Source organism: Halopelagius fulvigenes (genome assembly GCF_055398025.1).
Genome location: NZ_AP043846.1, coordinates 2,737,795 through 2,749,842 on the forward strand (window position 1 = coordinate 2,737,795; position 12,048 = coordinate 2,749,842).

The 12,048-nt window shown below is 66.7% G+C and carries 12 protein-coding genes; 10 read left to right on the top strand and 2 right to left on the bottom strand.

Annotated features, from left to right (window positions below):
* Positions 1–71: 71 nt before the first annotated feature.
* From ACZ522_RS19135 to ACZ522_RS19150, 4 genes are all read left to right on the top strand, one after another.
* Positions 72–1,181, top strand: a complete 1,110-nt coding sequence (locus ACZ522_RS19135; RefSeq protein ID WP_379695931.1) for a DUF7409 domain-containing protein — start codon at positions 72–74, stop codon at positions 1,179–1,181.
* A gap of 149 nt (positions 1,182–1,330) precedes the next feature.
* Positions 1,331–2,128 carry a class I fructose-bisphosphate aldolase gene (locus ACZ522_RS19140; protein WP_379695929.1) on the top strand — a complete coding sequence of 266 codons (798 nt, stop codon included), beginning with the start codon at positions 1,331–1,333 and terminating at the stop codon, positions 2,126–2,128.
* A gap of 1 nt (position 2,129) precedes the next feature.
* Positions 2,130–3,029, top strand: coding sequence for a class 1 fructose-bisphosphatase (locus ACZ522_RS19145; RefSeq protein ID WP_379695927.1), 900 nt, complete (start codon positions 2,130–2,132; stop codon positions 3,027–3,029).
* Positions 3,030–3,086: 57 nt separating this feature from the next.
* On the top strand, positions 3,087–4,889 hold the full coding sequence (locus tag ACZ522_RS19150) for an acyl-CoA carboxylase subunit beta (protein ID WP_379695925.1): 1,803 nt from the start codon (positions 3,087–3,089) through the stop codon (positions 4,887–4,889).
* 42 nt (positions 4,890–4,931) lie between these two features.
* Here ACZ522_RS19150 and ACZ522_RS19155 read toward each other — a convergent pair whose 3' ends face one another.
* Positions 4,932–5,693: a geranylgeranylglyceryl/heptaprenylglyceryl phosphate synthase gene (locus tag ACZ522_RS19155; RefSeq protein ID WP_379695923.1), complete on the bottom strand. Its 762-nt coding sequence runs from the start codon at positions 5,691–5,693 to the stop codon at positions 4,932–4,934.
* Positions 5,694–5,991: 298 nt separating this feature from the next.
* Between ACZ522_RS19155 and ACZ522_RS19160 the strand changes: the two genes are divergently transcribed.
* The gene (locus tag ACZ522_RS19160) at positions 5,992–6,351 is read left to right on the top strand and encodes a DUF5658 family protein (protein ID WP_379695921.1); all 360 of its coding nucleotides are present in this window, start codon (positions 5,992–5,994) and stop codon (positions 6,349–6,351) included.
* 4 nt (positions 6,352–6,355) lie between these two features.
* Here ACZ522_RS19160 and ACZ522_RS19165 read toward each other — a convergent pair whose 3' ends face one another.
* Positions 6,356–6,808, bottom strand: a complete 453-nt coding sequence (locus tag ACZ522_RS19165; RefSeq protein WP_379695919.1) for a MaoC family dehydratase — start codon at positions 6,806–6,808, stop codon at positions 6,356–6,358.
* Positions 6,809–6,894: 86 nt separating this feature from the next.
* Here ACZ522_RS19165 and ACZ522_RS19170 point away from each other — a divergent pair, with 86 nt between their 5' ends.
* The 5 genes from ACZ522_RS19170 to ACZ522_RS19190 all read left to right on the top strand — a co-directional run bounded on the left by ACZ522_RS19170 (position 6,895) and on the right by ACZ522_RS19190 (position 11,927).
* Positions 6,895–7,749 (top strand): HpcH/HpaI aldolase/citrate lyase family protein, encoded by an 855-nt coding sequence (locus tag ACZ522_RS19170; protein ID WP_379695917.1) that lies wholly within the window; start codon positions 6,895–6,897, stop codon positions 7,747–7,749.
* Positions 7,750–7,833: 84 nt separating this feature from the next.
* Positions 7,834–9,090, top strand: coding sequence for a Glu/Leu/Phe/Val family dehydrogenase (locus tag ACZ522_RS19175; protein WP_379695915.1), 1,257 nt, complete (start codon positions 7,834–7,836; stop codon positions 9,088–9,090).
* Between the two features lie 235 nt (positions 9,091–9,325).
* Positions 9,326–10,240 (top strand): aspartate carbamoyltransferase, encoded by a 915-nt coding sequence (gene pyrB, locus ACZ522_RS19180; protein WP_379695913.1) that lies wholly within the window; start codon positions 9,326–9,328, stop codon positions 10,238–10,240.
* 58 nt (positions 10,241–10,298) lie between these two features.
* Entirely contained in the window at positions 10,299–10,769 is a 471-nt protein-coding gene (pyrI, locus tag ACZ522_RS19185) for an aspartate carbamoyltransferase regulatory subunit (protein WP_379695911.1), read from the top strand.
* Between the two features lie 312 nt (positions 10,770–11,081).
* Positions 11,082–11,927 carry a hypothetical protein gene (locus ACZ522_RS19190; protein ID WP_379695909.1) on the top strand — a complete coding sequence of 282 codons (846 nt, stop codon included), beginning with the start codon at positions 11,082–11,084 and terminating at the stop codon, positions 11,925–11,927.
* Positions 11,928–12,048: the final 121 nt, after the last annotated feature.

The window sequence follows — 12,048 nt, forward strand, 5'->3', positions numbered from 1 at the left end:
CGTCGCTTCCGTCGGCCGTCGGACAACATGATTGCCCGGAGATAGGCACGGAAACGCTCAAGTCGGAAACAGTGAAGGTACACCCAACGGGTGACATCGTGACCGAAGGCGGAGACGCCGGCGACGGCGTGAACGAGTACGTCGAAGCGGGACGAGTGAGCGACCGCAACCGCCTGTCGGACGTGGAGGGGACCGGCGAGGCGGACGAGGGAGAGGAGATTCCGCTTCCGTGGCACAGCACCGACGAGAGCGACGCGGCGGACGACGACGAGGGCCCCGAGACGTTCGAGGACCTCCGGTTCGTCGGGCCGAAGACGGCCGAGGCGCTCGAATCGTCGGAGATAGAACTGTCGGACTTCGTCCGAAAGCGCATCTCGTACCGGAATCTGACCGAGATCGGCGTCAACCCCGGCGTCGCGGCGAAGATACGGCGCGAGCACTCCCTGTCGTGGTCGTTCGACGCGGCGGACACGGACCTCTCGCGGCGGTCCACGCAGGTCCGCGGCTTGGACGACGAGGAACGGGCGTGGATAGCCGCGAGTTCGACCGGATGGGGCGACGACGAGAGCGACGCGGACGAATCCGGGGGCGACGGCGACCGGGCCGCCGTCGACCGTCGGACCGAATCCGCCGAGGCGGACGCGCGACCGGACGGCCGGCGACCGACGGACGCCGACCCCGTGGACGAGTCGACGTGGCGCGAACGCGCCGCCTCGGCGTCGGCGGACTCGGGAACGGAGGGTTCGGGCGACGACGCCACCGCGGACGAGGAGACGTGGCGGAGTCGGAGCGTCGAGAGCGACCGGAACGGCGCGTCCGACGACGCCGCGCCCGAGGACGAGGAGGCCGCGTGGCGCGCCGAGTCGATGCGGGGGGGCGAACGCGACTCGAACGTGACCGACGAGGAGGCGGCGTGGCGGTCTGACGCGACCGGTGCCGACGCGTCCGCCGCGCCCGAGGACGAGGAGGCCGCGTGGCGCGCCGAGAGCCTCCCGACTCCCGTGACGGTCCTCGACGGCGTGGAGGAGGCGGACGCTCGGGAACTCGCCGACGCCGGGATTCGCTCGGTCCGCCGCCTCGCCACCGCCGACCCCGAGAGCGTCGCCGACGCCCTGCAGTTGGACCAGTCCCTCGTCGAGGGGTGGGTCCGCGCCGCCGACGAGCGACTCGACGGCGTTTGAAGAACTTTTTACTTTTCGAGTTAATTTCCCACTTCCGGCAGTTCTGGCTTGTCACGGTTTCTAAAGCAAATATTCTGCATTTGATTCTGCGGGCACGAGAATGACGACCTGCAAAGAGCTTATATAGATAGTTACCCGAAATGGAAGTAATGAAACCCGGAGCCGACTCCGCCATCACTCGGAACGGCAAGTCCATCATCCTCGCGTACGACCACGGACTGGAGCACGGACCGTCGGACTTCGACCCGGTGCCGGAGACGGCCGACCCCGAGGTCCTGTGGGACTTGGCGACCCACTCGGCGGTGACGGCCTTCGCCGTCCAGAAGGGCGTCGCGGAGGCGTACTACCCCTCCTACGAGGACGACGTGTCGCTCCTCGCGAAGCTGAACGGCACGAGCAACCTCTGGATGGGCGAACCGGACTCCGCCGTCAACTGGACGGTTGAGAACGCGGCGGACCTCGGCGCGGACGCCATCGGGTTCACCCTCTACGGCGGGTCGAACCACGAGGTTGAGATGCAAGAGGAGTTCCGCGACGCCCAAGAGGCCGCCCGCGAGAACGACATGGGCGTCGTGATGTGGTCCTACCCGCGCGGACAGGGCCTCAAGAACGACAAGAAGCCGGGCACCATCGCCTACGCCGCCCGCCTCGCTCTCGAACTCGGCGCGGACATCGCGAAGGTGAAGTACCCCGGCTCGGAGGACGCGATGCAGCAGGCGGTACGCGCCGCCGGACCGACGAGCGTCGTCATGAGCGGCGGGTCGAAGGCGTCCGACCGCGACTTCTTGGAGACGGTCGAGTCCGCGATGAACGCGGGCGCGCAGGGACTCGCCGTCGGACGCAACGTGTTCCAACGCGAGGACCCGGAAGGCATCCTCGACGCCTTGGAGCAGGTCATCTTCGAGGAAACGACCACGGACGAGGCGCTGGAAACGGCGGGGCTCTGAGATGGCCACCGAAGAGAGTTCACTCCCGACCGAAGCGAGTTCGGCCGCCTCCGTAATCGACCAGATAGTGGACGTGACGGCGCGGACGGCCCCGGACATCCGACAGGGCCTCCCGACCCGGCGGAAGTACGTCGAGGGCGAGAACCCCTCGGGGGAGCGTCCGATGGAGGCCGACGTGTTCGCCGACGACCTGCTTCTCGAACGCATCGGCGACATCGCGGGCGTCGGCGAGTACGCCAGCGAGGAACGCGAGGAGGTCATCGGCGTGGGCGCGGGTCTCTCCGTCTGCGTGGACCCGTTAGACGGCTCCTCGAACCTCAAGCCCAACAACACGATGGGCACCATCGTCTCCGTCTACGACGCGCCGCTTCCGGCGACGGGCGACGACATCGTCGCCGCGGCGTACGTCCTCTACGGGGCGACGACGACGATGATAACGGCCCGCGACGGCACCGTCACCGAGTACGTCGTCCACCCCGACGGCACCTACGACGCCGTCCGCGAGGACCTGACGCTCCCCGAGGACCCGACGGTGTACGGGTTCGGCGGGCGCGTCCCCGACTGGGTCGACTCCTTCGAGGCGTACGTCCGCGAGATAGAGTCGGACGACTCGATGAAACTCCGGTACGGCGGGTCGATGATAGGCGACGTGAACCAGGTACTCACCTACGGCGGCGTCTTCGGCTACCCGACGCTGAAGGGTACGCCCGAAGGGAAACTCCGCGTCCAGTTCGAGGGGTACCCCGTCGGACACATCGTCGAGACGGCGGGCGGGTACTCCTCGGACGGCGAGAAGTCGTTGATGGACGTCGAGAAGGACGAACTGCACGCGCGGACGCCGGTGTACGTCGGCAACGAATCGCTCGTCGAACCCATCGAGGCGCACCTCGCCGACGACTGAGCGCCGGCGGACTCTTACATAGAAAACCATTTTGAATAACGCCGCGGAGTCGAACCTATGAAGGTCCGAATCGGCGGCGACGCCTCCGCGGACGAGGCGTCTGCCATCGCCGGCGCACTCGCCCGCCACCTGGATACGAGCGTCGAAGTGTACGCCGGCGGCGACTCCCCCGCGGCGACCGCAGACCCGCCCGAGACGGCGTACCCCCTCGACGACGAACTCGGTCCGACCGACCGGGAGGCGAAACTCCGCGAGGAGATCGCCGATATCCTCGAAGGCGGGCCAGAGAAGTACCGAAACCGACTCTCCGAACAGGGGAAACTGTTCGTCCGCGACCGCCTCGATCTGTGGTTCGACGACGGTGACGGCGGGGATTCGACCGACGGCGTGGCTTCGGCGGACGGCGAGGCGTCGGGCGTCCTCTTCGAGGACGGCAAGTTCGCCAACTTCGACTCGTGGCACCCGGACAGTCCCGAAGTCGATGCCGAGGAGGCGACCGACGGCAACCGCCTCCCCGCGGACGGCCTCATCACGGGCGCCGCCGAGTTCGAGGGGCGGAAACTCCACTTCATGGCGAACGACTTCACCGTGAAGGCAGGGTCGATGGCGCGCCGCGGCGTCGAGAAGTTCCTCCGGATGCAGCAGCGAGCGCTGAAGAACGGCAGACCCGTCCTCTACCTGATGGACTCCTCCGGCGGTCGAATCGACCAGCAGACGGGCTTTTTCGCCAACCGGGAGGGCATCGGGAAGTACTACTACAACCACTCGATGCTCTCCGGCCGCGTCCCGCAGATCTGCGTCCTCTACGGGCCGTGCATCGCGGGCGCGGCGTACACGCCCGTCTTCGCGGACTTCACCGTCATGGTCGAGGGGATGTCCGCGATGGCCATCGCCTCCCCGCGGATGGTGGAGATGGTCACCGGCGAGAAGATAGAGATGCAGGACCTCGGTGGCGCGCGCATGCACGCCGAGGAGTCCGGGAGCGCCGACTTGGTCGCACGCGACGAGGAACACGCCCGCGAGCTCGTCGCCGACCTGATAACGTATCTCCCCGACAAGGCGGGCGAGAAACCGCCGCGAGCGGAGACGGTGCCGCCGAAGTACTCCCCCGACGGCATCGACGAACTCATCCCCGAGTCGCCGAACCGCCCGTACGACGTCCGCGACCTGTTGGACCGCGTCGCCGACGCCGAGTCGGTCTTCGAACTCAAATCCGACTACGGGACGGAGATAGTCACCGCCTTCGCGCGCATCGACGGCCGACCCGTCGGCGTCGTCGCCAACCAACCCGCTCAGCGGTCCGGAGCCATCTTCCCCGACGCCGCCGAGAAAGCGGCGGAGTTCATCTGGACGTGCGACGCCTACGAAATTCCCCTGCTCTACCTCTGCGACACGCCGGGGTTCATGGCCGGGTCGCAGGTCGAACGCGACGCCATCTTGGAGAAGGGCAAGAAGTTCATCTACGCCACCTCCTCGGCGACGGTGCCGAAACAGACCGTTGTCGTCCGGAAGGCGTACGGCGCGGGCATCTACGCCATGGGCGGCCCGGCGTACGACCCCGAGAGCATCATCGCCCTGCCGTCGGGCGAGATAGGCATCATGGGACCGGAGGCGGCCATCAACGCCGTTTACGCCAACAAGTTGAACGAGATAGACGACCCGGAGGAACGCCGGAAGCGGGAGGCGGAACTGCGCGCAGAGTACCGCGAGGACATCGACGCCCACCGGATGGCCAGCGAAGTCGTCATCGACGATATCGTGCCGCCGTCGGACCTCCGGGCGGAACTCGCCGGGCGGTTCGCCTTCTACGAGACGGTGGAGAAATCGCTGCCCGAGAAGAAACACGGCACCGTGCTGTAGGGGCGAGCGTTCCCCGGAGTTTCGGGGGCGGGGGCGAACCGCTCAACACAGGGTCCGTCGATACCGTTCCGGGTCCTCGTGGAAGCAGTCCCCGACGACGACGGCGTCGGCACCCGCGTCGAGTATCTCCTCGGTCTGTTCTCGACTCTCGATGCCGCCCCCGTACAGCAACACGGTGTCGTCGAGGTACTTCGCCGCCGCCGCGACGTCCTCCGGCCCGCCGTAGGTCCCGGAGTACTCGACGTAGAATATCGGGAACCCGTAGAACGACTCGGTCGCCAACGCCGCCCCCGCCACCTGCTCCGCGGTGAACGTCGATTCGACGCCCGAGACGGCGGCCGCCTTCGAGTCGAGGTTCTGGACGACGTACCCCTCCGCGAGGATCTTCTCCGAAATCGCTTCGATCGCGTCCCGGCCCCTCGACGCTATCAGGTCGCCGACGAGCGGAAGCCCCGACCCGAGTATCTCCTCTGGTTTGCTGCCGACTTCGGTGAAGAAATTGACGTGCTTCGCGACGAAGTTCTCGCGGTCGCCGTTGTACACCGCCGGGACGGAGAGGTAGTCCGCCGCGTCTATCGTCTCCTCCGAGACGTGACTCGAACTGTACGGCTCTTGAAACAACGGAACGTCCGGGTGGTGCGCTCGGATCCGTTCGAGCGCGTTCAGGGAGTTCTCCCGGGTTACGCCGTCGGAACCGCCGACGATGACGAGGTCGGTCCCGTCGAGGATAGACAGGTCCTCGGGCAGATTTTCGGCGGGGTCTACCTTCGTGACGTGTGACACGTCACCCCAATCTATCGACATGGGTGGTGGAGATGGAACAGCGCGTAATGATTCTACCGTTCGTTCGATGGAGTGCGAGGAGTCCGCTTCGACGGCGATGGTCCGCGACGCCCGCCCGTCCCGCCAGACGAGTTCACGGTTCGAGATTCGACAACGTCGAGATGCGTCTTCCGCGCCGACTGGTCGCCCCCGTTCGGACGCGACGTATCCGTTAGGAACCCGATACGACGAAGCTACCGGCGGGGTAACGTTCAGTTTATTTGTACAGTCTCTCCGTATGTGACGACTACTGAGGATCTCTCCCGCCGACCCATCGAACATGGCCGCGCCCAACTCGACGGCGTCCCCCTCGTCGTCCGCCTTCGCCGCCACCCTCGATGCGGTTGCCGACTACGAACGAACGCTGTGGGCACTCGTCGGCGTGACGTTCGTCCTCGACGTTCTCCTGACGGCGTACGGCCTCGAACTCGGGTACACCGAGGGCAACCCGTTCGCCCGGGCCGTCATCTCGGCGGTCGGTCCGTTGCCGGCGATGGTCGGACTGAAGGCTCTCGTCGTCGGATTCGCCGTCGTCGCCGCCCGCCTCGTCCCGAACCGAGGGCGGCCGCTCATCCCCCTCGCCGTGGCGACGCCGTGGGGCCTCGCGTCGGTTTCGAACTTCGTCCTCGTCGTCGGGTAGGCGACTACTCGTCGGGACGCTTCAGCGACAACACGGTTCGCTCGAACGAACAGACGACCGTCTCCTCCTGATTCATCACTTCGACGCGCATCGTCACGACGCCGCGTTCCCCGTCGGACGTCTCCCGCTTGTCCGTCACCGTGGACCGCGCGCGGAGGGTATCGCCGTGGAAGACGGGTTCGGGGTGCTCTACGTCGTCGTACGAGAGGTTGGCGACGATGGTGCCGTCGGTGGTGTCGGGTATCGTCAGGCTGACGCCGAGAGAGAGCGTGTACAGCCCATTGACGAGTCGCTCGCCGAACTGCGTCTCCGCGGCGAACTCGGCGTCGAGGTGCAACGGCTGTTGGTTCATCGTCACGTCGCAGAACCGCTGGTTGTCCGCCTCGGAGACGGTTCGGCGCTTCTCGTGTTCGATGGTCTCGCCCACCTCGAACTCCTCGTAGTACCGCCCGGTCATGGGGGAACCTCGCGCGCGAGGCGAAAAATCGTACCGGTCGTTCCCGCACCGCACGGTTTGAACACATCGCCTCGCGTACCTCGGATATGGCCAGACGAAGTTTGCTGTTCTCGCCCGGCGACCGCCCGGAACTGATGCGGAAGGCCCCGGCGACCGGCGCGGATATCGTCTGTTTCGACCTCGAAGACGCCGTCGCGCCCGCCCGGAAAGCGGAGGCCCGCGAGGCGGTGCGCGCCGTCCTCTCGGACCCGTCGTTCGACCCGGGAGCCGAAGTCGTCGTCCGAGTGAGCGACGACTACGAATCCGACCTCGGCGTCCTCCTCGGAGACGACGGCGCGGACGCGGACGTGCGCCTCGACGCGGTGATGGTCCCCAAGGCGGGCACCCCGGGGGACGTGCGAACCGTCGCCGAGGAACTGGAGGCGCGCGGGCGGACGCTCCCCGTCTTCGCACTCGTCGAAAGCGCCCGCGGCGCGTTGAACGCGCCCGAGATAGCCGCCGCGGACCCGACGACTGCGCTCGTCTTCGGCGCGGAGGACTTGGCGGCGGACATCGGCGCGACGCGGACGGCGGAGGGGACGGAGGTGTTGTACGCCCGCGAACGCGTCGTCCTCGCCGCGGCGGCGGCGGGCGCGGACGCGATAGACACAGTCTACACCGACTTCGAGGACGAGGCGGGCCTCCGCGAGGCGACGGAGTTCGCCGCGACGCTCGGGTACGACGGCAAGATGGCGATTCACCCCGCGCAGGTCGGCCCGATAAACGAGGCGTTCACCCCCGCGTCCGACCGAGTCGAGTGGGCGAAACGGGTGCTCGAAGCGCGCGACGCCGCCGACGAGGAGGGGCGAGGGGTGTTCCGCGTGGACGGCGAGATGATAGACGCGCCCCTCGTCGCGCAGGCGGAGCGAATCCTGGACCGCGCCGGAGACGATACCACCTAGATATATCTCTGCAGAACCGAACAAATATTGCGACGGAGTACCAAACCCGGCAGACTTAACCATCCACTGCCGGGACGGTGGAATATGCCCGAGGAGGCAAATCCGTTCGAAAGTCTGCAAGAACAGATAGACGACGCCGCCGCCCACCTGGACGTGGGGGACGACGTCATCGAGCGTCTGAAGAATCCCGAACGGGTGCTCGAACTGAACCTCTCCGTCGAGATGGACGACGGTGAGGTAGAACTGTTCGAAGCGTTCCGTTCTCAGTTCAACGGCGACCGGGGGCCGTACAAGGGCGGCATCCGTTACCACCCGAACGTATCACGCGACGAGGTGAAGGCCCTGTCGGGGTGGATGGTGTACAAGTGCGCCGTCGTAGGTATCCCCTACGGCGGCGGGAAGGGCGGCATCGTCATCGACCCGAAGCAGTACTCCGAGAGCGAACTCGAACGCATCACGCGGTCGTTCGCCGAGGAACTCCGACCGCTCATCGGCGAGGACCGGGACATCCCCGCGCCGGACGTGAACACGGGTCAGCGGGAGATGAACTGGATAAAGGACACCTACGAGACGCTGGAACACAAGACGGAACCCGGCGTCGTCACCGGGAAAGCGCTGTCGTCCGGCGGGTCCGAGGGCCGCGTCGAGGCGACGGGTCGGTCCACGATGCTCGCCGCCCGCGAGGCGTTCGACTACCGCGACAAGGAGATAGAGGGCGCGACCGTCGCGGTGCAGGGGTACGGTAACGCCGGGTCCATCGCGGCGTACCTCCTGGAGGACCTCGGCGCGAACGTCGTCGCTGTCTCCGACTCCAGCGGAGGCATCTACAGCGAGGACGGGTTCGACGCCCGCGAGGTCAGAGAGTTCAAGCAGGAGACGGGGTCCGTCGTCGGGTACGACGGGGCCGAGGAGGAACTGACGAACGAGGAACTCCTGACGCTCGACGTGGACCTCCTCGTTCCGGCGGCCCTGGAGAACGCCATCGACGGCGACCTCGCGGAGGAGGTGCAGGCCGACGTCATCTCCGAGGCGGCGAACGGTCCGCTGACGCCGGAGGCCGACGAGGTGCTGACGGACCGCGACGTGACCGTCGTCCCGGACATCCTTGCGAACGCCGGCGGCGTCACCGTCTCGTACTTCGAGTGGGTGCAGAACCGCCAGCGGTTCTACTGGACCGAGGAACGCGTCAACGAGGAGCTCGAAGAGGTCATCACCGACGCGTTCGACAACCTCGTCGAGGCGTACGAGACGCACGACCTGCCGAACTTCCGAACCGCGGCGTACGTCGTCGCCGTCCAACGCGTCGCCGACGCCTACGCCGAGAGCGGCAACTGGCCCTGAACGCTCCCCGACGTAACCGGGGACGGGCCGCGGATCGATTTTTCTTTTTCGTCGGAGCGAGAGAGGACGTACCGGAGACCCTTCGTGCTACGCTCGGAGCGTCGTCGTCGCGGCGAAGCGACGTGTGGGATTCCGGCGGACTCGCTCTCCGGCGCGAGCGATGCACGGACGTGTGCATCTCGCCCGCGTTCGGAACCCGAGTGATTCAAGTCGGTCCATCGCCCCCTACTCAACGATGCGTCAGGACCACCTCATCTCCGCGGCACAACTGTCGCGGGAGGACATCGAGGCGGTGCTCGACCGGGCGGCCGAAATCGACGCCGACCCGGCGGCGTGGCAGCAACGTCGCGCCGGACAGGTTCTCGGTCTCTGCTTTTTCGAACCCAGCACCCGCACGCGGATGAGCTTCGACACCGCCATGAAGCGGTTGGGCGGTCGCACCGTGGACATGGGCCCCGTCGAGTCCTCCTCGGTCAAGAAAGGCGAGACGCTCGCGGACACCGTCCGCGTCGTCGAGGGGTACGCCGACGCCCTCGTCCTCAGACACCCCTACGAGGGCGCGGCGTCGATGGCGTCGGAGTTCGTGGACGTCCCCCTCGTCAACGCCGGCGACGGCGCGGGGCAACACCCCACGCAGACGCTGTTGGACCTGTACACCATCCGCGAGAACGTCGGGCTCGACGACATCACGGTCGGCATCATGGGCGACCTGAAGTACGGTCGGACGGTCCACTCGCTGGCGGAGGCGTTGACGAACTTCGACGTGCGCCAGCACTTCGTCAGTCCCGAGAGCCTCCAACTGCCGCGGAGCGTCCGCTACGACCTCCACGAGTCGGGCGCGCAGGTCCGCGAACACACCGAACTCGACGAGGTGCTCCCGGAACTCGACGTCCTGTACGTCACGCGCATCCAGCGCGAACGGTTCCCCGACGAGAACGAGTACCGGAAGGTCGCGGGCGAGTACCAGATAGGGGTAGACGACCTCTCGCGGGCAAAGGACTCCCTGACGGTGATGCACCCGCTTCCGCGCGTGGACGAAATCGCGCCGGAGATAGACGACACGGCGTACGCGAAGTACTTCGAACAGGCGCACAACGGCGTCCCGGTTCGGATGGCGCTTCTGGACATGCTGTTGGAGGGTCGGCGATGAGTTCCGACGCACGCGATGCGCGCGTCGACCGCACGGCCGTCGCGGGAGGTGACGACCGATGAGTAACTCGAACAAGGAACTCCGCGTCTCGAAGATACGCGACGGCACCGTCATCGACCACGTCTCCGCGGGGCAGGCGTTGAACGTCCTCGCCATCCTCGGCATCGACGGGTCGGGCGGCGAGGGCGTCTCCATCGGGATGAACGTCCCCTCCGACCGCCTCGGCAACAAGGACATCGTGAAGGTCGAGGGGCGCGAACTCAGCCAGTCGGAGGTGGACGTCCTCTCGGTCATCGCCCCCGAGGCGACCATCAACATCGTCCGCGACTACGAGGTGGTCGAGAAGAAGCGAGTCGAACGCCCAGACGTCGTCGCGGGCATCCTCTCGTGTCCCAACCGCAACTGCATCACGACGGCGGACGAACCGGTCGATACGCGGTTCGAGGTGCTCTCGGACGGCCTGCGCTGCGCCTACTGCGGAACCATCGTCCGCGAGGACGAAGTCGGCTCGCACCTCCAGGTGTCCTGACCGGCGGGCCGTCCCTCGCGGTTCGCCGGGCCGTCGGCCGCAGACGGTGAAGGGTCGTTCTCAGAGAACATCTCTCGTCGAAATCACTTTGTACGGGGTGGTCGAACGAGAGAGTATGTCCGGAAAGTCGAAACTGGTCCTCGTACTGTCGCTCGTGGCGGCCCTCTACCTGACGCTGTCGGGAGGGTCCGAACCGATAGAAGTCGACATCGAAGAGTAACGACGCGCGAACGCAGAGGCGGACGACCGCCGCGGCTCCGTTTTTCGGTCCACAGCGAACGACTCTTCAGCGTCGGCGCGAAACGTCGTGGCATGTACGGCGTCGTCACGCGCAACGCGGAGGAAGTCGAGGGGGACATCTTCGACCGCGAGTTCTACGAGGTGAAGGACGTGACCGGACGGGCGGCGTCCCCGCTACCGAACGCGGTGAACATGGTGTCGTGTTTCGGCGACACCGCCGCCGCGAACTCGGACCCCGAACTCGTCCCCGTGGACGCGGAGGGGAACCTCGCCACCCGCGACCAGACGTACTTCGATTGGGCGTACATCTGCCCGACGAACGAGGAGTACCGCGCCGGCCTCTTGGAGATCGTCGAGGACTGCGCCGCCGAGAACGGCGACGTGCGCCTCGACGACGTTGGCTTCCCGCGCGAGGAGTACTGTCGCTGCGACCGGTGCGACCGACTGTTCGAGGAGAGCGACCACGACGACCGGATGGCGTGGCGCGCCGAGGTGATAACGGAGTTCGTCGCCGAGGCGGCCGACCGAATCCCCGGTCGGACGTACCTCACCCTCTACCCCGATCCGTACCCGGGGCATCTCTACCGGCGGGCCGGGTTGGACGTGGAGGCACTCGCGGAGTACGTCGACGAGTTCGTCGTCCCCCTCTACGACGTGGACTACGGGACGACCTACTGGCTGGAGACCATCGCCAAGGGGTTCGAGACGCTCCTCTCGCCCCTCGACGTGTCGTTCTCGATAGAGCTGTACGCCGTGGACGTGGACGTGGACGCCCTCATCCACGCGACGGAGGTGGCCTCCGAGTACGGGAAGGACGTGTTCTTCGGCTACGACGCCTCGAACGCCACCGCCGCGCTTCGCCGGATGAACGCCGACGCGCAGTCGGGCGTGACGCACCGCCCCGACGACGCCGAGTGAGGAGAGGCGTTACAGATACCCCGAGAGGAACAGGATGGCGACGACGCCGACGACGAACACGACGAACGCGAAGACGAACAACCCGTAGAGGAGTCGGCGCTGACCCGTCGTAGGTTCTGCC